At 68.1% G+C, this 20,333-nt stretch carries 21 protein-coding genes; 17 read left to right on the top strand and 4 right to left on the bottom strand.

Annotated elements, in window-relative coordinates; translation table 11 throughout:
- Window positions 1–2: 2 nt before the first annotated feature.
- Window positions 3–236, top strand: coding sequence for a hypothetical protein (locus tag ACIGWZ_RS37460; protein WP_400072195.1), 234 nt, complete (start codon window positions 3–5; stop codon window positions 234–236).
- Here the strand turns inward: ACIGWZ_RS37460 and ACIGWZ_RS37455 are convergent.
- Together ACIGWZ_RS37455 and ACIGWZ_RS37450 are read right to left on the bottom strand one after the other, a co-directional pair.
- Entirely contained in the window at window positions 226–474 is a 249-nt protein-coding gene (locus ACIGWZ_RS37455; RefSeq protein WP_400072193.1) for a hypothetical protein, read from the bottom strand. The two genes, ACIGWZ_RS37460 and ACIGWZ_RS37455, sit on opposite strands and share 11 nt — an antisense overlap.
- Entirely contained in the window at window positions 471–725 is a 255-nt protein-coding gene (locus ACIGWZ_RS37450) for a hypothetical protein (protein WP_400072192.1), read from the bottom strand. The genes ACIGWZ_RS37455 and ACIGWZ_RS37450 overlap by 4 nt, the downstream gene beginning before the upstream one ends.
- 82 nt (window positions 726–807) lie before the next feature.
- On the opposite strand from ACIGWZ_RS37450, the gene ACIGWZ_RS37445 reads away from it, so the two are divergent.
- From ACIGWZ_RS37445 to ACIGWZ_RS37385, 13 genes are all read left to right on the top strand, one after another.
- Window positions 808–1,431, top strand: coding sequence for a hypothetical protein (locus ACIGWZ_RS37445; protein ID WP_400072191.1), 624 nt, complete (start codon window positions 808–810; stop codon window positions 1,429–1,431).
- Window positions 1,432–1,478: 47 nt separating this feature from the next.
- Entirely contained in the window at window positions 1,479–3,686 is a 2,208-nt protein-coding gene (locus ACIGWZ_RS37440; protein WP_400072189.1) for an HK97 family phage prohead protease, read from the top strand.
- A 165-nt stretch (window positions 3,687–3,851) separates the two neighbouring features.
- Entirely contained in the window at window positions 3,852–5,159 is a 1,308-nt protein-coding gene (locus ACIGWZ_RS37435) for a phage major capsid protein (protein WP_400072187.1), read from the top strand.
- A 96-nt stretch (window positions 5,160–5,255) separates the two neighbouring features.
- Window positions 5,256–5,525 (top strand): hypothetical protein, encoded by a 270-nt coding sequence (locus tag ACIGWZ_RS37430; protein ID WP_400072185.1) that lies wholly within the window; start codon window positions 5,256–5,258, stop codon window positions 5,523–5,525.
- The gene (locus tag ACIGWZ_RS37425) at window positions 5,522–6,769 is read left to right on the top strand and encodes a hypothetical protein (RefSeq protein ID WP_400072184.1); all 1,248 of its coding nucleotides are present in this window, start codon (window positions 5,522–5,524) and stop codon (window positions 6,767–6,769) included. Before ACIGWZ_RS37430 ends, ACIGWZ_RS37425 begins: the two co-directional genes overlap by 4 nt.
- Before the next feature lie 64 nt (window positions 6,770–6,833).
- Entirely contained in the window at window positions 6,834–7,316 is a 483-nt protein-coding gene (locus tag ACIGWZ_RS37420; protein ID WP_400072182.1) for an IPT/TIG domain-containing protein, read from the top strand.
- A 520-nt stretch (window positions 7,317–7,836) separates the two neighbouring features.
- Window positions 7,837–8,343 carry a hypothetical protein gene (locus ACIGWZ_RS37415; RefSeq protein WP_400072180.1) on the top strand — a complete coding sequence of 169 codons (507 nt, stop codon included), beginning with the start codon at window positions 7,837–7,839 and terminating at the stop codon, window positions 8,341–8,343.
- A 10-nt stretch (window positions 8,344–8,353) separates the two neighbouring features.
- The gene (locus ACIGWZ_RS37410) at window positions 8,354–9,226 is read left to right on the top strand and encodes a hypothetical protein (protein ID WP_400072178.1); all 873 of its coding nucleotides are present in this window, start codon (window positions 8,354–8,356) and stop codon (window positions 9,224–9,226) included.
- A 77-nt stretch (window positions 9,227–9,303) separates the two neighbouring features.
- Complete coding sequence (locus tag ACIGWZ_RS37405; RefSeq protein WP_400072176.1) at window positions 9,304–9,633, top strand: hypothetical protein; 330 nt, start codon at window positions 9,304–9,306, stop codon at window positions 9,631–9,633.
- Window positions 9,633–10,163, top strand: a complete 531-nt coding sequence (locus tag ACIGWZ_RS37400; RefSeq protein WP_400072174.1) for a hypothetical protein — start codon at window positions 9,633–9,635, stop codon at window positions 10,161–10,163. The genes ACIGWZ_RS37405 and ACIGWZ_RS37400 overlap by 1 nt, the downstream gene beginning before the upstream one ends.
- A gap of 69 nt (window positions 10,164–10,232) precedes the next feature.
- Window positions 10,233–10,484: a hypothetical protein gene (locus ACIGWZ_RS37395; protein ID WP_400072172.1), complete on the top strand. Its 252-nt coding sequence runs from the start codon at window positions 10,233–10,235 to the stop codon at window positions 10,482–10,484.
- Between the two features lie 2 nt (window positions 10,485–10,486).
- Complete coding sequence (locus tag ACIGWZ_RS37390; protein WP_400072170.1) at window positions 10,487–10,927, top strand: hypothetical protein; 441 nt, start codon at window positions 10,487–10,489, stop codon at window positions 10,925–10,927.
- A gap of 290 nt (window positions 10,928–11,217) precedes the next feature.
- Window positions 11,218–11,814, top strand: coding sequence for a hypothetical protein (locus ACIGWZ_RS37385; protein WP_400072168.1), 597 nt, complete (start codon window positions 11,218–11,220; stop codon window positions 11,812–11,814).
- Between the two features lie 85 nt (window positions 11,815–11,899).
- Here the strand turns inward: ACIGWZ_RS37385 and ACIGWZ_RS37380 are convergent, their stop codons facing one another.
- Both ACIGWZ_RS37380 and ACIGWZ_RS37375 read right to left on the bottom strand, forming a co-directional pair.
- Window positions 11,900–12,808 carry a ParA family protein gene (locus ACIGWZ_RS37380; RefSeq protein ID WP_400072166.1) on the bottom strand — a complete coding sequence of 303 codons (909 nt, stop codon included), beginning with the start codon at window positions 12,806–12,808 and terminating at the stop codon, window positions 11,900–11,902.
- A 19-nt stretch (window positions 12,809–12,827) separates the two neighbouring features.
- Window positions 12,828–14,237: a ParB/RepB/Spo0J family partition protein gene (locus ACIGWZ_RS37375; RefSeq protein WP_400072165.1), complete on the bottom strand. Its 1,410-nt coding sequence runs from the start codon at window positions 14,235–14,237 to the stop codon at window positions 12,828–12,830.
- Between the two features lie 253 nt (window positions 14,238–14,490).
- Here ACIGWZ_RS37375 and ACIGWZ_RS37370 point away from each other — a divergent pair, with 253 nt between their 5' ends.
- The 3 genes from ACIGWZ_RS37370 (at window position 14,491) to ACIGWZ_RS37360 (ending at window position 20,263) form a co-directional block, all read left to right on the top strand.
- Window positions 14,491–15,018, top strand: coding sequence for a hypothetical protein (locus ACIGWZ_RS37370; RefSeq protein WP_400072163.1), 528 nt, complete (start codon window positions 14,491–14,493; stop codon window positions 15,016–15,018).
- 276 nt (window positions 15,019–15,294) lie between these two features.
- A complete protein-coding gene (locus ACIGWZ_RS37365; protein WP_400072161.1) occupies window positions 15,295–19,329 on the top strand; it encodes a hypothetical protein in 4,035 nt (1,344 codons plus the stop codon).
- The gene (locus ACIGWZ_RS37360) at window positions 19,316–20,263 is read left to right on the top strand and encodes a hypothetical protein (RefSeq protein WP_400072159.1); all 948 of its coding nucleotides are present in this window, start codon (window positions 19,316–19,318) and stop codon (window positions 20,261–20,263) included. The genes ACIGWZ_RS37365 and ACIGWZ_RS37360 overlap by 14 nt, the downstream gene beginning before the upstream one ends.
- Window positions 20,264–20,333: the final 70 nt, after the last annotated feature.

The raw sequence follows: 20,333 nt of genomic DNA, 5'->3' as shown, positions 1-20,333 counted from the left end.
GCATGTTGGTGACGGGAATGCTCGAAGACGGCGCGGCCTACCAGGTCGACGTCACCGGGCAGGAGGGGCAGCCGATCGTCGGCTCCCGCCGCGTTCGGGCGCTGGTTGAGCAGTACGCCGGGCAATCGGTACTGCTCGGCCCGCTCGGGCCGCAACGTGACCTGGAGGTGACGGACACCGCCGCGGTGATCGCGCTGCTGCGCCAGCACACGACGGTGGTCGAAGTCAGGTCGTGATTGCGAAGACCCACAGGTGAGGGTCCGGTCCTGGAAGGATCACGTAGTGGACGATCACGGTGCGCGTCGTGATGACGCGCACCGTTTCGTCCAGCTCATACTTGTCTGCCTGCGGCCACGACCAGGGGTCGCTGCACGCCTGGAGCACAGCGTTGTGCAGCTCCTCCTTGTCCGGGACGGGCATGTTCTTGATCGTCTCGCCGACGTTCGCGGCGAACCGTGCGGGGATTGCCGTCACGCGCCGAAGACCTCGCCCATGCTCATCGCTCCGTCCTCGGACTGTCCGTTGGCCTTCCACTTCTTATAGGCCGCCGCAGCGTGCATTTGTGCGCGAGCCTCGCGCAGTTCCGGACTGGATGCCGCGGCCTGGTCCGCTTCCAGCACCGAGGCGACGTAGTCACCGATGTTCATGCCGGCGCGAGACGCGGAGTCGCGCACCGCAGCGGCCAGCTCCTCGGGGACTCGCGCATTCAACTGTGTGGTAGCCATAGCAGAATCCTAGCGATTTGCTACGCGTCTCGACAGAGGCCGGGGCGAGACGTAAGCCGGGGCCGCCCTCCACTCTGCGCCCGTGGACTACGCATACGCCGTGAAGACGCTGCCCCAGCCCGACGACCCGGCTGCCGAGGAGGACCCGGCCGCCGCTGCACCGGAGGCCGAGCCCCCGCAGGAAGACGACGCGCGGCCGTGGGCCGGCGACGTATACGACGAAGGGGATGAAAGCGATCCCGCACAGGCGTACGCCGCCTTCTCCGGGCCGTCCGGAGAGCAGGCCTGGCTCGACAAAGCCGAGGACGGCACCCTGACCGGCTGGGTGCGCGACGAGACCGGTCAGGTGTGGCGCTATGCCGACCCTGAAGCGTGGGCAATCGACGTGGACGACGCGGGCATGTCCGAGACCGGCGGTACCCACGGTGCTGCGCCGGACGCCGAGCAGCCAGCGGATGGCGCTCCCGTAGACCCGGCGGCAGCCCCCGACCCGGCCGCGGCCGACCAGGCGCAGGCGGGCGGACTTCCCCTCGACTTCGGCACGGCCGACGAAGTCGTACCCGCCGACGGCGCAGCCCCCGAGGACCCCGCAACCGCCCCGGCGGACGAGGAGACCGACGAAGAGCCGGACGGGGATGAGCCGGCGGAGGACGACGAGGAAGAGGAGCCCACCGGCAAGGGGAAGCGCCCCAACCCCTTCAAGTGACCCAGGCGGCAGGCACGGCGGGACGCTAACCACCTCGCGGAGGCACGGTGCGCACCGCCGAGAAGCCCGCCCAGGAGGAACCCGCCGTGCCGAGAACACCGCCGCCGCCCAACGCGCCCTTGCGCCGCCCCACACAGGCCAAGGGAGTGGTACGTGCCATCTACGCCGTGACCGGCGTCGTGGACGAAGTCGCAGACCTGATCGTGCCCGGCGCGTTCACCCGCACCCTTACCAACCGTCGGGTCAAAGCGGCATGGCATCACGAGTGGAAGGACCCCGTCGGCACCGTCCTGGAAGTCGAGGAGTGGATGCCGGGCGATCCGCGGTTTTCCACGATCCCCGGCGGGATCGTCTGGCCGCGCGAGGCCGGCGCCCTGGTCGCCACCGTCCAGTACAACCTGCGCACCAGCCGGGGCCGCGACACCTACGAGCAGGTCAAAATGTGGCACGAGAACGGCGAGGCCCAGTTCTCCATCGGCTACAAGGTCACCGTCGGCGGCGCGTCCAAGCGGCACGACAACGTCCGCGTCATCCACGACCTGGACCTCTACGAGATCAGCCCCGTCCTGCACGGAGCGCACCCCATGACCCGGTCGTTGGAGGTGAAGACCGCCGCCCGCTCCGGCGGGCAGGAACTGGAGCGCAAGGCGACCTGGTCCGCCGTCGAGCTGAAGGCCGCCGAGACGCACACCGGCCGTGGCGTGATGGTCGCACTGAAGCTCCCCCCGGAGGTCGCCGCCCGCATCGCACACCCCGAAGGAACAGCGGCGGCAGACCTCCACGTCACGCTGGCCTACCTCGGCGACGCGGCAACACTCGGCGGCCACCCAGACGACCTGCGGGACATCGTCACCCCGGCCGTCGGCAGTCTCACCCCACTCAAGGGCAGCATCGGCGGCATCGGGAAGTTCCCGGACACCGGAGACGGCGAACCCACCTGGGTTCCCCTGGACGTGCCGGGCCTGGCCGAGCTACGGCAGCGTGTGGTGGACACCCTCAGCACCTCTGTCTACGCCGACAAGGTCAAGGGCAACCACGGCTTCACCCCGCACATCACTCTCGGCTACAACCTGCCCGACACCGAGCCCGTCCCGGCCACCCCCGTGACGTTCGAGCAGATCGCCGTGGTGCGCGGCCCCGATACCTCGTTCGTGCAACTCGGCGGCAATGCACAGGAGCAGCCTCATCAAGCTCCGGGCGCCCCCGCGCCGGATGCCACGTCCGCCCCGCCGTTGGAAGCGAAGTCCGCCTCGCAGATCGTCTTGGAGGCCAAGGCCGGCGGAGCGAACCGCAACCGCGGCGACGCCGAGCAGCTCCGTCGCTGGTACGCCGCCGGGGAAGGCGCGGCACAGATCGGCTGGGGCGCGGCAGGCGACTTCGACCGCTGCGTGGCCATCGCCTCGAAGCACATGACCGCCGATGACGCCAAGGGCTACTGCAACCTGCGGCATCACGACGCGCTCGGCATCTACCCAGCCACCCACGCAGCAGAGCACAAGTCCGCGACGCAGATCGTGCTCGAAGCCAAGGCCGCGTCCCTCGCTGTGCCCCTCACGGAGGTTCCGTTGACCACCCCCATGCCCTTCTCCTACGAACAGCTCCGCGCCCGGCTCACCGACGCAGCGCGCACCCTGCTGTCGCCCGAAGACGGCGACTGCTACGTGGCGATCGAGGCCACCTACCCCGACCGGGTCCTCGTCTCCCACCACTCCCGAGACGAGACCAACACCTACGCCATCCCGTACACCACGGCTGGCCGGGACGTCGACCTCGGCACTCCCACCCCGGTAGAGCTGACCACCGTGGCGCTGCCCGTCACCGGCGAGAGCCACGCGGTCGACGGAGACGAAGAGATCGACGCCCGGTTCATGCAGCCCACCGCCGCGGCGCTCCAGGACGCCACATCGCTGATCGAGGTCTCCGACGCCGGCCCTTCCCACCTCCAGCACCTCAAACCCGTCATCACCAACCTGCTGACCACGCTCGCGAAGAAGGGTCTCCCCATGGACGACAACAAGCGCCACGCCCCGGCCGGTTCCTCCCTCGACCTGTGGGATGCCGACTACGACGTCTCCGACGGCTGGGACGACGATGAGGGTGAGAGCGGCGAGACCACCGCCCCCGAGAACAGCGTCACAGAAGACGTTCCCGCGGCCGACGTGCCGGCCGACGACCCCCAGGACGAGGACGACGACGAGCAGGTCCGTCTCAACGCCGACGAAGTGAAGGCCGCACTCGCTTCACTCGCTTTCTGACCTGCACAAACAACGGGCTCCCGGCTTCGCGAACTTTCGCGTCCGGGAGCCCGAGACGTTAACCCCCGCACTGATCTTCCATGCGCCTCGCGTTGAGGCGTCCCGGTGCTGGCCGGGCGAGCGACGCACGCAATCGCCCATCCAGCACAGGAGAGTGCAACCGACATGGCAACCGCCACCACCGACAAGAGCCTCCTCCGCTCGCTCAAGGAACAGCTCGGAGAGAAGTCGGCCGAGGCCGAGCGCATCGCCTCGACCTTCAAGGAAGAGAACGGCGCGTTCGTGGTCAGCACGGAGCAGCGCAACGCGTACGTCAAGGCCGTGAAGGACGCCCAGGAGATCAAGGGCCTCCTCGACGCTGCCCAGGGCGCCGACGACCTCAGCGGCTACCTGGACGCCCCCGCCGGTTCGTCCGCGGCCGGACAGTTCTACGGCGGCGGCGCGGGCGGCACCGAGGTCAAGTCGCTCGGCGACATGTTCGTCGAGTCCGATGCGTACAAGGCTGCGGCCCGCGCCGACTTCAAGGACAGGCCGTTCATCCGCGCTGAGATCGAGGGGAAGTCCATCTTCTCCCTGTCGGCCGGCACGCACACCCACCAGGCGCTCGGCGGCGTCCAGGATCTCGGCATCACCGAGGCTCAGCGCCGCAAGTGGCACATCCGTGACCTGTTCCCGTCCGCCAAGACGAAGAACGCGGTCCTGCTCGGCATTCGCGAAACCGGGTGGGTCAACAACGCTGCGCAGGTCGCTGAGCGCCGGGCCGCCGATGGCGTCTCCGCGCCAACCGGGCTCGATACCGACGTGTTCGGCAAGGCCCCTCGCTCGAAGCTGAAGCTTGAGCCGGTCGCGTTCCCGATCGCCGAGATCGCCCACATGATCGACGGGCACAAGAACATCCTCTCGGACGAGCCGCGGCTGAAGCAGTTCATCAACTCGCGTCTCATCGAGGGCATCAAGTTTGCCGAAGACTACGACCTGCTCCACAGCGTCGGCGGCGACGGCACCTCGATCACCGGCCTGTTCAACACCCCCGGTGTCCAGCAGTACACGGGCGACGCCAAGGACAAGTTCTCGATCCAGATGCGCCGCGCGATGACGAAGTCGCTGCTGGCCGAGTACGAGCCGACCGGCATCGTCCTCTCCCCGACGATGTGGGAGCAAGTTGAGGTCGAGACCGACGACAACGGGGCGTTCCGCGTCGCGCTCCAGGTCGCCGTCGGTGCTCAGAAGCGCGTGTGGCGCATCAACGTCGTCGAGACCACGGCCATGCCCGACGGCCAGTACCTGCTCGGCTCGTTCGGCATGGGCGCCCAGCTCTACGACCGCGAGAACGTCTCGGTCACCGTCTCCAGCGAGAACAGCGACAACTTCGAGCGGGGTGTGCTGACGTTCCGGGCCGACGAGCGGCTGGCCCTTGAGGTCTCCCGCCCGGAGTCCTTCGTCATCGGCACCTGGACCACGCCGACAGTCTGATCCGCACGAGCCCGGTAGCCGGGCTCATCAGCGGAGACGCAAAGCGGGGCCGGACCGTACGGTCCGGCCCCGCTTCCTTGTACAGAGAGGACTGCCGTGGCAGACACGAACGGGCTGATCGCGGCCCTCACCCAGCTCGCCGAGGCGCCCCCGGCCTCCCGCGGTCCGCGGTGCACCGTCGGGGCCATCCTCGACGAACTCGACTCCAGCACAGCGCAGAAGGTCCGCGCCGTGCTCGACAGCCGGACCATCAGCTCGACGCAGATCGCCGACGCACTCACCGGCAGCGGCCACCAGGTCCAGGCTCCCGCCGTCGCCCGGCACCGCCGCCGCGGCGCCTCCAACGGATGCAGGTGCCCACAATGAGCCTTGACGCCCACCTTGACGCGCTGCTCGCCCCGGCCGCCGCCGAGCAGTCGACTCCGTCGGAGGTCACCCGGCCTGCGGCTATGGCTCCCAAGGGGTGGGAGCCCGGTGTCCGGTACGAGCAGGGCGGCTCGATGCTCGTCACCGCGCCGGCCGCCGACGTGCCGCCCCAGGACGAGACCGGATGGCGCGCCCGCGTCGAAGAACTCGGCCTGGTCGTCCCCAACGGCTACCGGGTGAGGCTTGTTGAAGCCCGCCATGACCCGGCCGCCTGGCATCGAGACGCCCAGGGCGAGGACGCCGTCACCCGCCCCGTGTGGCGCTGCCGGTACGTGGTCGAGCCGTCGGTGCCCGGCTGGGCGTCCGCCGAAGACCTCAACACCCTCGTACGCGACGCGATGCGGCGCCGCCGGAAGCCGCGCTTGGCGGCCGAACAGCCCGAGCGGGCGCTCGCCGTGGTGTACGCCGACCCGCAGGCCGGCAAGGTCGCTCGCGACGGCGGTACAAAGGAGTTGGTGGCCCGGGTCGCCGACCGGTTCGACCGGCTCCAAGACCACCTGCGTGATCTCGCCAGGGTCGGCCGGGCGCCCGACTCCGCGTACTGGCTCGATGCGGGCGACTGCATCGAGGGGTTCGAGAACGTCACCAGTCAGGCATTCACGAACGACCTGACGCTCACGCAGATGGTCAGGCTCCACCGGCGGCTGACGTTCGAAGGGCTGGACCGTCTCGCTGCGGCGTTCCCCCGAGTCGTCGCCGCGACCGTCGGCTCGAACCACGCGAGGGTCAGGCGCGGCAAGGATGCCGTCGGGCCGCCCGAGGACGACTGGGGTATCGAGGTCATGTCGCAGATCGCCGACGCCTACGGCCGCAATCCCGAGGCGTACGGCCACGTGTCCTTCGTGATGCCCGAGCCCTGGCGCGACACCGTCTCCCTCGACATGGCGGGAACAATCGTCGGCCTCAACCACGGCCACCAGTACGCCCGCCCGGAGAAGGCCCCAGACTGGTGGAAGGGCCAGTCCTTCGGCCGCCAGCCCATCGCCGACGCCAAGATCCTGGTCAGCGGGCACTTCCACCACTTCCGCGCGCAGCAGCTCGGCAATGGCCGCCTCTGGGTGCAGGCCCCCACCCTCGACAACGGCTCCGACTGGTGGGTGATGCGCTCCGGTGAGGTATCCCAGCCCGGCCTGCTCGTCTTCTCCGTCACCTCCGACGGCTGGGACGACCTGCGCATCCTGTAGCGCGCGACCCAAGGCTGCCCCTTCCGGCACCCTGCCCACCTCAGACCACCGAGAAGGGACAACCATGGGCCTGTACAACGCAGCTGGCGCCCGCATCACGAAGGCCGCCTTCCCCGCCACCGCGGTCACCGACCCCGAAAAGAAGACCACCGCGGACATCTACTCGACCCGCGCGCATGACGTCGGCACCCGCCCGAACGACACCCGCGACGGTGTGCCCGAGGGCTCGATCCGCACCCTGCTCTACAAGGCGGGCACTGTCCTGCGGCAGTCGCAGATCGACAAGCTCTTCCCCCCTGCGACGATCGCCACCGTCACCCCGAGCACCGGCCCGGCCGCCGGCGGAACCGTCGTCACCATCACCGGCACCAACCTCGACGGCGTCGCCGACGTGAAGTTCGGCAGCACCGCCGGGACCAACCTCACGATCCTGTCCGCCGGACGGCTCCAGGTCACCGCCCCTGCGGGCGCGGCCGGAGCCGTCAACGTTGTCGTCGGTGACGAAGCAGGTGCGGTCAGCAAGACGGGCGGGTTCACGTACGCGTGACCGCTGGGTTGTGGCCGGCCCCTAAGCCGTGGAGCCGTACGGGCGGCTGAACACCCGGGACGCCGTCACGCGGATTCGGCACACGAGCAGGCCCCCACAGTGCTAGCGTGAAAGCTGTTCGGCTACCTCGGAGCAATCCGAGGCCCGGCAGGCCCCGCATCTGCGGGGATGGACCTACAGATGGTGCCGTAGGACCACTTGGCCCCGCATCTGCGGGGATGGACCCGAATGTTTCTCGTTCGGCCCCTGTTCCCCGTACCAGCGGGGATGCTCCGCGGAAGCGGAGGTGAAGCACTTTTCGGCCCCTGAGAATTTCTCTCAGGGGCCGAAGTGCGTTCCGCGCAATGTCTGTTTCCGGTCCCAACAACGCGCCCGCGCGAGGGTTGGTGACGAAGCAGGTGCGGTCAGCAGGACGGGCGGGTTCACGTACGCGCGGGACATGTCGTGATGCCCGCGACGTAAGCCCCCCGCGGGGTTCAGGGTTCCTCCGCCAACGCCCGTACACCGGCAGGAGGACCCTGTGCCACCCCGCACTCGTAAGACCACCTTGGACGACACCGAGGTCGCGTCCTCGGAGGCTGCTGCCCCCGAGGACGCCACGTCCGACGCGACGACCGAACCGGAGATGCCGGAGATCGCCGAGGACAAGGCGGCCCCGGCCGACACCGAGACGAAGATCCCCGACGTCGCACCCCTCGAACCGCCGCGCACTCCAGAGCCGATCCCGGAGCGGGTGCCGCTCACGACCGCTCAGCAGCTTCTGCCAGCGAAGATGGGCGACCGCATCGTGGACGACGCCACCGGCGAGCCGCCGACCGACCCGGAAGGCGTGTTCATCCCCGTCATGCCTCACGGCGGCTCTCAGCGATGCACCGTCCGCCTGGTAGAGCACGTCGGCATGGGCGCGTACAACACCCCCACCGCCCGGCTGCTCGTCCCGATCGGCGCCGAGCTGCGCCGCGACCAGGCCGAGCGCGTCCTCGCCCGGCTTCGCGCGCAGCTCTCCACGTCCTCGGACAGCGAGTAAGGAGGCCTCGGTGGCGGTGTACGACTACCGACCCGTCTGGGCCGGCGCCTGGTGCGACCCGGAACCGGCCGGAGGACAGGTCAGCCGGATCGACCTGTACTCGACCCCCGAGCGCAGCGGCACCATCGTGGCGACCGCCGGGCCGGCCGTGCGGCTCCGCGCGACCGTGTACCGGTTCACGCTCCCCGACAACCTGCCCGACGGCCGGTACTGGTGCACCGTCACCGTCATTCCCTTCAAGGACCAGCCGCCCACCACAGACCGCACCGTTCGCGCTGACCTTCCGCTCGGCACAGGCCTGATCGCCTCCGCCGAGGACATAGCCAGCGAACTCGGCGTCCCGCTTCCGATCACCGCGGTGCAGCGCGAGAAGTACCGAGACGCCATCGGCAAGGCTCAGGCGGATGTGGAGGCGTACTTGGGCCGGCCGCTGATTCCGCAGCCCCGCACCCTGTTGGAGGTGACGCCGCTGTTTGGCTACGACCTCGACGACCCACAGGCATGGCCGATCCAGCACTACGACGACGTCGCCACCGTGGTCAGCCACATCGCCAATCTGGACGACCGGGACACGTACACCGTGCAGCTCCTCGTCGGCCTGGACGCCGCGGTCGAGGACCCGATCCGCGAGTACGTCGTGGCGCACGCCTCCGAACGCATCCGAAACAGCCCGTCCGCTGCCGAAGGGGAACGTCGCGTCACCTCTGTGTCCGCGGAGGGGCAGTCGATTAGCTACGACACCACGCCCGTCGCAGGCCAGCCGGGTGCTCTGCCCGCGTTGGACTCGCTCTCGGGCTACCGCAAGCGGCTCTACCGCCCCGTCGCCGTCACCTCAACCGCACCCTGGCCGTACGGACGCGGACGCCGCTACAGCCGCTGGTAACCCGGCTCACCAGACAGGACACCCATGGCAGACCTCTACAACTCGTACGCCGAACTCGCCGCCGGGGCGGGCTGACCATGGCCGTCCTCCTGCCCGACCGGCAATTGACCGCGTACGTCCTGGCCCACCCCTGGGGCCGGGACGCGCACGGCGTACCTGTACCGCCGCCGCCGGACGCCCGGCCTGAACCGCGCGGCACCTGGCCCGGCGCGGCGGCTGAGCAGAGCGACAAGTCGTGGACCCTGCGCGCCGACCCTGCCGCGTGGCCGCTCGAACCCGGCGACGTCCTCAGCGACGGCACCCTCACGTGGACGATCGTGACTGCCTTGCTGAAGAAGGTGCCTGGCTACGGGGCCGCCGACTACATCGCCGTCATCGCGACGCTGAACCCGCCGGAGGTGCCGTAATGGCGAAGTTCACCGCCAACCCGTTGCTGGAGCAGGAACTGGCCGCGATGATCGCGCCGAAGGTCCACGAGATCGGGCGGGAAGTCGAGCGGCAGGCCAAGGTGTTCGCCCCACCCACGAAGCAGTGGATCACCGTGGCCGACGACAGAGTGAGGCCCACCCACGTCGCCGCTCACGGCCAGGAGGTGCCCGGCAACCTCCGATTCAAGATCAATTCCATGAAGTGGGACCGCGACCACCGCGGCGTCGGTGCCCTCACGTACATGAAGGAGCCGCGGGACGAGTCCAGCCGCGCGGTCGCCAACTTGAAGAACTGCCGTTGCCACGCCCGGAGCATCCCCGACGGCATCTCCCGCAACATCCGAACGCTGCCACCGGTCGTCTCCGGCAGCACCGTCACCGTGAAGGTCGTCGCCGAAGGCCAGTGGGTCGTCCCCGCGGAGATCGGCACCGTCTACCCCGGCAACCTGGAAGCGAAGGGCGCCTACTACATGGCGCGCGCCGTCGCGGCCGTCGCCGCCCGCCACTGACTGTTCCCCTGGGGAACAGCCGAAAGGAGCGGGCGACACTAAGGCGCCGGGGGCTGCACTCTCCGCCCCATGACGAACACCACCACCAGGAAGACCGCAGCCGCCGCCGAGCCGGAGGCCGAGACCACCGCCACCGACAACACCACCGAGGCCGTCCTCGGCCCCGAGCTGCGCGCCGGCCAAAAGCCGCAGAGGGTCACCTTCGCCCACCACCTACGCATCCAGGGCCGGGACTTCAAGCCGGGTGACACCGCCAGCCTCTCGCCGGACTACGCTCGCCAGCTCCGCGCCAACGGCTACCTCGCCCGGGAGCGCGGCTGACCGTGGACGCCTACGCCGTCGCTGACGCCGATCCGGTGGCCGCCGTACTGGCCTGGCTCGCCGAGCACCCTAAGGTTCAGGCAGTGCTCGGCGGGCCAGGCCGCGTATCCGGCGCCCGGGAAGCTCCCTGGCCGCACCTGCGCGTCGCGCTCGGCCCCGGCGGCAGCCTCAACGACCTCACGTGGCTTACGCAGCCCGAAGTCTCGCTGGAGCTGTACGGCGACCCGGGCGGCTGGCCCGGCCCGGCCGCCATGTCCCGAATCCTCAAGGTCTGCGCGCTGGCCGCGATGGAACTCCCTGAGCACGCCCCGCCCGGCGGCCGGCCTGTCGTCAGCCATGTGCAGCCCTCCGGCCTCCTGCTCGAATCGCCTCTGGAGAACGGCCAACCCCGATGGGTCATCGGCCTTCTCGTCTCCCTCCACCCCAACCCGGAGAGCCCGTGAACCTCGCGAACGCCGGCGTGTCCATCGCCCCCGTCGGCACCAGCCCGACCGATCACGACGCGTGGACGCGGCGAGTGCTCGCACCGCTGTATCAGCCTCGCCAGTGCCGGGACACCTGCCGTCGGATCGAGCAGGCGGGCCGTAGGTGGCGCGTCTCCCGGCTCCTCGGCGCCGCGCTCGCGCAGCCCGTCGTTCTTCCGTGCCCACGCCCGTTCTAAGCCCGGGACGCTAACCCCCCGCTCTCTCCATCGTGACCCAGCCCCAACACCTGGTCACGAGGAGAGAACGCCATGGCTGGCGAAATCACCAACGCAACACAGATCGTCGTCCCCGCACGAACCCGGCTGTGGCTTGCCCCGGTCGGAACCGCGGCGCCGGCGGACGCCGCAATCGCGATGCCGGAGGGCTGGTACTCGGTCGGTCTGACCACCGAGGACTCCTTGAAGTTCAATGAGGAGCCCCAGTTCGAGCAGGTCAAGAGCGCGCAGACGGACTTCCCGTCCCGCACGTTCCAGACCAGCGACAGCGCGACCATCGAGGTCGACCTTCAGCAGTGGAACGCGAAGAACTTCAAGGCGGTGTTCGGTGGCGGCACGATCACGGAGATCACTCCGGCCGGCGGCACCGGTACGCCGCCGAAGCACTACAGGTTCACGCCTCCCAGGATCGGCGGGCGTTCAGAGGTCGCCGCCGTCATCGAGGTCATCGACGGCGCCAAGGGCTACCGCTACGTCATCCCACGCGCCATGCAGATGGAGGGCGTTCAGACCGACCTCCAGAAGGCGAAGGAAGCGATTCTGCCGCTGCGCCTGGCCGTGCAGGGGGGTGACGACGCCGACGCCTGGTATTTGATCACCAACGACCCAAGCTTCGCTGACGCGGCGTAACCTGGAGCGCGTACGACGAAAGGCCCGTGCCGGGGCGTGGGAGCTGCGGACTTCCACGACCGGTACGGGCCTTCGGCGTTTGCTGCTACTCGACTTCGAGGTCTGGGAAGCCGAGAGCCGTGGCTAGCTTGTTGTAGTCCTCCATCGGGTACGACGAGCCTGCGAATGCTGGGATCGTCTGCTGCAACCGGTGCTGCCGCGGGATGTAGCCGCTGTACCGGACCTTGTGGAGTTGGAAGTGCTCGCCGTACTTCTGCTCGATCGCCTCCACGGTCTCGTCGTACTCGACGCCCTTGTGCTGCGAGGTCGGAGTCCCACACATCACGATGTTCTTGATGGTCGGCGCTGGCCGCTGGCTACGAGTGGTCATCTCCTTGACCATCGTTTCCAGCTCCTCGAAGGTGTAGCCGAGGTCTTCCTCCTCCTTGTTCGTCACGAGAACCGGAGGCAGCACCTCATCGTCCTCGGTGAGCGGGAGCAGGGTCGACACAGTCAGCTTGCTGAGGCTGGCCGGAAGATCGAGCATCCAGATCTCGTCGTCGCCCTGGTACTCCCGGCACAGCTTTTGGAACCAGCCCATCAGCATGCCGGTGCCGGTAACGGCTTCGGCATCGAAACCCTTCACGTGTCGGGAGCCGCGCACAATCGTGAGATTTGGGATCTCGCTGAACGCGTCGTTCTCCCACCCGGTGCCGGTACGGAAGCGGGCGGGGAGGCTTGCCTCTTCCAAGCCGACCTTGTCGAGCATCAGGTCCCAGATGGTCGGGAACTGTTTGTCGTCCAGGTGCTTCACGCCGAAGATGTGGCTCAGGTTCCGCTGCTGGTCGAAGTCGAAGAGTCGAACCTTCCAGCCACGCAGGGCAAGGATCGTCGCCAGGATGCTGACGGTCGTTGTCTTCGCACTTCCACCGGAGATGATGAGCGCCGCGATGATGAGCGGCCAGTTGCGGCCACCGGGGCGCGTGTTGCGCCGAGGCAGGGTTTTCAGTGACACAAAGGCTCCAGTTCTCTGATCAAACGGCTGCTTCGTCCGCGGTCTTTTCCGCTACGAAGGTGACGTTGAACTTGGTGAGCTGCTCTCGCTCCCACGTGGATTCCGGCTGGTAATTCGCTGCCTGGATGAGGAACTCGACGTGTGCCGCGTCGGTGCGGTCCCACTGCCGACGGTTGTCCTTCGCGCGGATCTCGCTCGCCGCGAGAGCGGTCACGAAGGTGGCCAGCCGGATCAGCTCGTCGTTCCCAGAGGACAGTACGGCCTGGAAGTAGCTATCGGAATCGCTAACCCCGAGAACTTCCCTTCCCGCCTCACGAAGCCAGGCGTGTGCCTTCGTCTTCGCGGGGCCCTGCTGGATAGGCGAGAGCATCGTGCGGGCGAACAGGTCGGAGAGCTGCTTGTCGTCCGGCGTGAACTCGCTGCTGACCAGGTGCAGGCAGGCAGCAGTCCGGTCGGCCGCAGCGTTGTTGCGCTCGCGGGCGAAGCGATCCGCAGCAGGCACCACCCGGCCCTTCTGAGCGGGGGACTTCGGCTCGGGCTTCGCAACGACAGCCTTCTTCTCAGACTGCTCCGCGCCCTCCTCGTGCGTGGTCTCCTCCGGTTCGGCGTCGGCCCCAGCCTCTGCCTTGGTCTCCTCCGCCTCGGTGCGCTGCTCGGGGACGTCAAGCGCCCGTCCATCGGGCAAACGCCCCGAAATGACGGCCTTGATGGCGGCCTTGACCTTGACTTCCTCGTTCTGCACGAGGGCCCAGGCCCATTCCATCTGCTCGTGAGACTCCAGGCCCTCAACGAGGTCGCGCGCGGCGGTCACGCCCAGCTCTTGCTTGTCGACCGGCCCCTGAAGCGCAGGCGGGAGCTGCATAAGCTGGAGGCGCCGGGACACATGCGTCGAGCCGATCTTCACCTCCTTCGCGATCTCCCGGTAGGACAGCCCCTCTTCCTTGTGCAGGCGCCAGAAGTTGCGGGCTTCCTCCATGGGCGTGTATCCGACCCGCTGCAAGTTCTCGACCAGGAGAACGCGGCGGATCTTCGAGATCACCGCGTTCTTGAGAACAGCAGTGATCTTGGTCTTGCCTGCCTTCTCCGAAGCACGCCAGCGGCGCTCTCCAAAGGCAATGACGAACTTGGTCTCAATGCCCTCGGCCTGCTTAGGCCAAATCTTGGCGAACTCCGCCGCGTGCATCACGACGATGTCCTGAAGGAGACCGTCCTCCTTGATGCTCTCTGCCAGGGAGTCGAGATCGCCCATCGACCGGATGTCGTTGAACGGGTTGGGCGAGATGTCCGTCAAGTCGAGTTCGAGGCCGGCGCCCTCGGTTTCGACGCGCTGGTAGAAGTTCTGGGGGGCTTTCGGCTCCTCCGGGGCCGTTCCTTCACCACCGACTCCCGAACCCCTGCGGTTCGCAGCCCCTCCCTTGAGGCTCCTCATAGATAGGTCTCCGATTCTCGGACGATTGGTTCGGGATAGAGAGTAGCTGTCAGCACCCCCTGATCTGGTGCCACATGCCCGAGCTTCACCACACGAGCTGTTCCCCAAGGGAACAGCATGGAGCCGGCTGGCCTCTATCAAGGTTGATAGAGGCCAGCCGGCTCCACCCTTCCCAGGTCCGAGCCCGAGACGCAAGCGCGTCAGCGTCTCTACGTTCCCCGGGCTTCAACACCCACCCCGGGAGGACCGGCTCATGACCTTCGTTATCGACCTCGACGCTGAGCGCCGCGAGGTTCAGTACCCCCATGGCATCCCCGTGCTCCTGCGCGGCGAGCAGTTCATCTTCCCGGCGGAGATCCCGGCCGACTGCCTTGACCCGCTCTTCACGGAAGAGCTGGACCTCATGGGCGTTCTGCACGACATCGTGAACGCCGAGGACGGCACCACCACCACCGGGGAAGTGGTCGAGATGCTGTTCCGCCGGCCCCAGCTCCCCGCCCGGTTCTACGGCGCGGTCCTGGACATCTACAAGGCGCTCCTCGGCGAGGACACCTACCGCGAGTTCAAGAGGGTCCGCCCGTCCATCGGCGACTACGTCCGCCTGACCAAGGCCCTCATCGCCGTCTACGGGGTGGACCTGGGAAAGCTCTTCAGGTCGGCCGACTCCTCCGCGAGCGATGGGGAGATGTCGAGTCCGACCTCAGCCGATACCACCAGCTCGACGCCCGAAGGCTCTGGCTCCGCCCAGGGCAGCCCGGCTTCATCGGCGTCCGACGGCTGACCGTCCTCCTCGACGGCCTGCCCGAAGGGTCACGGACTGCCTCGTCGCCGATCGGCGGCTGGACGGTGCACACCGAACTCTTGGTGCAGCTCATCGAGGAAGTCTCACTGCTCGCCTCCGACAGGCGCCGTGAAGATCCTCGGACGATCAATCGCCCGTACGACACGGCCCCGGCTGTTCCCCAGGGGAACAGTTCGCCGGCGCAGCAGCCTGCCCCGCTGAACGGCCACCGCAAGATGCTCGCGGCTGCCGCCCGGAGAGGAATGGTGCGCCCCAGTGTCTGAGGGCTTGCAGGCCGGCCGCCTCGAAGTCACGGTCGTCTCGGTGCTCGACGGCTTCGCCCGTGAGCTACGGACGAAGGTTGAGACGGCCGCAGAAGGCTTGGCCGCCAAGGTCAAGATCGAGGTCAACGACAAGGGCCTGCGGAAACGCCTGAAGAACGCGGTGAAAGAGGCCTCCGCAGGCCTCACCGCGAAGGTCAACGTCCGCGTCGACAGGGACGGGCTCCGCGGCGAGCTGGAGGAAGTCGCCCGGCGGGCCGCGGACAGCGATGTCCGCGTGCCGATCCGGCCTGACGACGACGGTGCCCGCGGTGGCGGACTGCTCAGCCGCGTCCGGAGCCTGCTGGGCCGAGCACAGGGCGAGGCCGACCAGAACCCGGTCAACGTCCCCTTCGAGCTCGGCGGATCGGGTCGCGGTCGAAGCGGTCGCGGCCGACTGCGGTCGCTGGCCATGGGCGCGATCGTCTCGCTCGCGCAACCGGCCATCGCTGCCCTCACCCAGTACGGTGCCGGGCTCACCGCTCTGGTCTCCGCAGCGGCGCCGGCCGTCGGCGTCCTCGGCGCCATACCCGGGCTGATGGCCGCCGCCGGGACCGCGGCCATCGCGACCAAGGTCGCGTTTGGTGGTTTCGGTGAGGCCCTGAAGCAGACCCTCAAGGCGCAGGCTCAACTAGCCGAGGGCAGCAAGCTCACCAAGGCACAGCAGCAGGCGCTTGACCAGTCCCTCAAGGGCTTGTCGACGTCGGCTCGCGCCACCGTCAAGTCCGTCGCCAGCCTCAGCGGCGAATGGCGCGCGATGAAACGGTCCGTGCAGGAACGTTTCTTCTCGAAGATCGCTGACGAGGTGAAGCCTCTGTCCAACGCGGTCCTGCCGCTGCTGAAGTCGTCTCTCGGGGACGCCGCCGGGCAGATGGGCAATTTGGCCAAGCGCGGCGCGCAGGCCATGCAGAGCGGCCCGTTCGCCAAGGACTTCCAGACGGTCGCCAAGACCAACAGCAAGGTCATCGGCAACGTCACCGACGGCGTCGCCAACTTGGGCGCCGCGGCTGGGCACTTCCTCGTTGGCTCCGGCCCGTTCGTCGAGCGCGTCGCCGAGGCTGGGGAAAAGTTCACCCTCTGGCTGCGGGCATCCGCGCAGGCGGGCCGCGAGACCGGCTCGCTCGGCAAGTTCCTCGATCACGCCGCGGAGAAGGCCAAGCAGCTCGGTCGGACAACGCTCGACCTGGGCAAGGGCCTGGCCGGTGTCGGCCGGGCCGGGCAGGACGCCGGCAACGCGCTCCTCGATGGCCTCGAAGGGTCAATGGGCCGGTTCGCCCGCTGGGCGAACTCTGCCCAGGGGCAGGTGTCGATGAAGAAGGTGTTCGCCGACGCAGCTCCGACCTTCCACGAGCTGAACGCCTTGGTCGGCGACCTGGTTCGAGGCCTCGGCCGGATGGCCAAGGACAACGGCGTCACCGACCTGGTCCGCCAGATTCGCACGGAACTGATGCCCGCGGTCGGTGCCTTCCTCAACGCCATCGGCAGCTCGGTTGGGCCCGCGGTCATCGGCCTGATCTCCAACATCGCGAGCGCCTTTGCGTCCCTCTCATCTGCGGGCATCGGCCTCGGTACTCTCCTGTCCGCGCTGAACGGCCTGCTGAACATCTTCAACGGGCTGATGAACGTGGTCCCCGGAGCGGGGTTCGCCCTCGGAGCCTTCCTCGGAACGCTCCTGATGCTGAAGGTCGTCACCAGCATCTCGGGCAAGGTCCAGGGGCTCGTCTCGTCGATCCGCAACGTGGGCACCGTCTCGACCACCACGGCGGCCGGTGTGACCACACAGGCTTCGCTGTGGCAGCGCATGGGCACCGCGTACACCACGGCGGCGTCCAGCGGCGGTCGACTGTCCGGATCGATGCGAGCCGTCGGCGTCGCGGCCGGAGGCCTGCGCACCGCTGCGGGCGGCATCGTCACCGCCCTCGGTGGCCCCTTGGCCGCAGTCCTCGCCGGCGCCACCATCGCGGCCGGCCTTTGGGCCAGCAGCCAGGAGAGATCCGCCCGCGCCACGGAAGCACACAAGGAGCGCATCAGCTCTCTCGCACAAGCCCTGCGCGACTCCAACGGCGCGATCGACGCCAACGTCCGCGCCCAAGCCGCGCAGCTCCTCCAGGACACCAGCCTTGCGGACGGCAAGGGCAAGCTCGTCGAAAAGATGCGCAGCGCGAACGTCAGCTTGAAGCAACTGACTGACGCCTACCTCGACGAGGGCGATGGCCTCGAAAAGCTGGAGAAGCAGCTCCGTAAGGTCGCCGAGGCCAACAAGGTCTGGGAAGACTACGCCGGCGGCAAGGCGACCCGACAGGTCTACTCGGACAAGGGCCAGGTGTACAAGGACGCTGCTGACGGCCTGGCGTCCATGAGCGGTGAGCTGGAGAAGGGCAAACAGAAGTACAAGGACTTTGCTGACGCCACCAGCACCAGCGGCAACGCAGGAACCGATTCGTTCACCCGGCTGAAGACAGCCGTCGAGGGCATGTCCAGCTCGACTGCCACCGCAGACGACCGCGTGAACTCCCTGAAGCGTGCCCTGGATGAGTTGTCGGGCGGCACGCAGTCCTTCCACGACGCACAAACCCGTCTCAATGCTGCGGTCCTGTCGGTGAACGACGCCATCAAGGCCAACACCAGCGAACTCAAGAACGCCGGGAAGGAGCTGATCAACCAGGACGGCAGCCTGCGAACCGCCACCCGGGCCGGCCAGGACTACAACTCTCACTTGAGCGAGCTACGGGACTCCTCCCTCAACGCGGCGAACGCGGCCTTTGAGATGGCCAAAGCCAACGAGATCACTCTGCCCGAGGCCATGAAGAAGGCTGAGGGTGAAGTCCAGAAGGCCAGGGACGCGGCGATCAGGTACGGCACGGACCTAGGACTTACCAAGGACCAGGCCGCAGGCCTCGCCAACCAGATGGGTCTGATCCCGTCCTCCGTGTCCGTCCTGCTCCAGGCGAACGGCATAGAGAAGACCACGGCCGACATCCTCAGCCTGTCCACCAAGCTCCTCAACCTGCCCAAGAGCAAGACCATCACGGTGGCCACCCCGACAGCCGGCGCCATTGCCGCGTTGCAGAACCTCGGCTTTGAGGTCACCAAGCTGCCTGGCGGCAAGAAGGTCACCATCTCCGCGCCCACTGGCGCGGCGAGGTCGAACCTGGCTGCGCTCGTGGGCGACCTGTCCCGGGCGCCGGGCAGCAAGAAGATCACGGTGCAGACGCTGGTCAAGCAGGCGACCACCGACCTGACTGGCATTCGTAACCGGGTCGCGGGCCTGCCTGCCGGCAAGAAGCTGAAGATGGAGGCGCCGACCAAGCTTGCTCAGGAGGAGATCAAGAGCCTCGGCTACAAGGTCAAAGACCTCAAGGGCAAGAAGATCGAGATCACGGCACCAAACAGGACGCCAATCGCCCAGGTCCAGGCGATCCAGCAGCGCATCAACAACCTGACCGGCAGGACCGTCACCGTCACGGTCAAGTACAACTCCGAGGGCAAGCCCTCCGTCGTCTCCGGCCACGCCGACGGCGGGATCGTGAAGTACGCCGACGGTGGCATCCGCAGCATGACCGGCCGCGTGAGGGCGTTCGCGAACGGAGCCGAGCGGCACATCGCCCAGATCGCAAGGGCCGGCGAGATGCGCCTGTGGGCGGAGCCGGAGACCTACCCCGGCGAGGCGTACATCCCGCTGGCCCCGTCCAAGCGCAAGCGCTCGGAGGAAATCCTCGACACCGTTGCCCAGTTCTTCGGCGGGACCGTCGTGTACCCCCAGCGAGCACTGAAGCAGTACGCAAACGGGGCAGTTGCTCTCAACCGAGCCCAGTCCGTGCGCTCCCTGTCGGCCCCCCGCACCGCTGTTCCCGCGGGGAACACCGCGCTCGTCGGCGGGGACCTCAACCTGACCATGGCCGGCACCCCCATGTCCCCGAGCGAAGCCCTGGGCGATGCCCTGTTCGAGCTGCGCCGTATCCGCCGAGGAGGCGCACATGCCACTGGCTGAGGGCGAATGGAACCTCTCCTACAGCAGCAACGGCATCTATCCGGATGCCAACTTCACCTTCGGGACCTTCAGCAGCGGCTACTACCTGCTCGACCCGACCCCGTACGAGATCACCTATGAGGACGTGGACTCCGGCGATACCCCGAACCCACGGCGGGACGGCGTTCGGCTCGGGCAGGACTTCCGCGGCAAGGCCACCATCAGCTTCGAGATCGGTGTCGACACCGTGGACGCTTCGCCCACGCGCCTCGGCCGGCACGGTGCGAACCTCGACGCGCTCTCCGCCCTGGAACAGGCATGGGACGCCCAAGCCGTCCGCAGGCGCTTCGGCACCCCGGCCGTACTGCGAACCACGCAGGGTGGCCGAGCGCGCCGCTTCTACGGGCGCCCGCGAAAGGCCGCCCCCGCCCCCAGCCGCCTCACGCGGCAGGGCTACACCGCGGTCGTCGCGACCTTCGTCTCCGTGGATGGGATCGCGTACGACGACGTGGAGCAGGTCGCCACGGTCACGATGAACCCGGCGCCTCACCGCGGCCTCAAGGGGCCACTGACGACACCGCTCAAGATGACCGGCCAGGGGGCTACGAAGGTGCCGGGCGAGATCCTGGTCAAAGGCACTCGACCCACACCAGCCGTCATTACGATCTATGGCCCCGTCACGAAGCCGTCGTGCGAACTCGTCGGGAAGTGGACCGTGGGCCTCGACCTCACCCTCGCGGCAGGTGAGCGCGTGGTCATCGACTCCCGGTCATGGGCTCTGACCGTGCTCCGCAATGGTTCGGCCTCTGTGGCAGGCAACCTCACCCGCGCTTCGCCGAAGCTCCCCGAACTGCTGCTTCCGACCGGCCGGCAAGACCTGGTGCTCCGGGGCTCCGACGCCACCGGTAGGTCGTACATGACCGTCGCCTGGCGCGACGCTTACGCCTACCTCTGACGATCTGTTCCCCAGGGGAACAGCAGCCGCGGTCACCCCGCGACACAAGGTGTTCCCCTGGGGAACAGTC

The sequence above is a fragment of the Streptomyces sp. NPDC053427 genome (assembly GCF_044544985.1).
Classification (GTDB): Bacteria; Actinomycetota; Actinomycetes; order Streptomycetales; family Streptomycetaceae; genus Streptomyces.
Note: the sequence above shows the minus strand (reverse complement) of the source record. Positions and strands in the feature narration are given on the sequence as shown.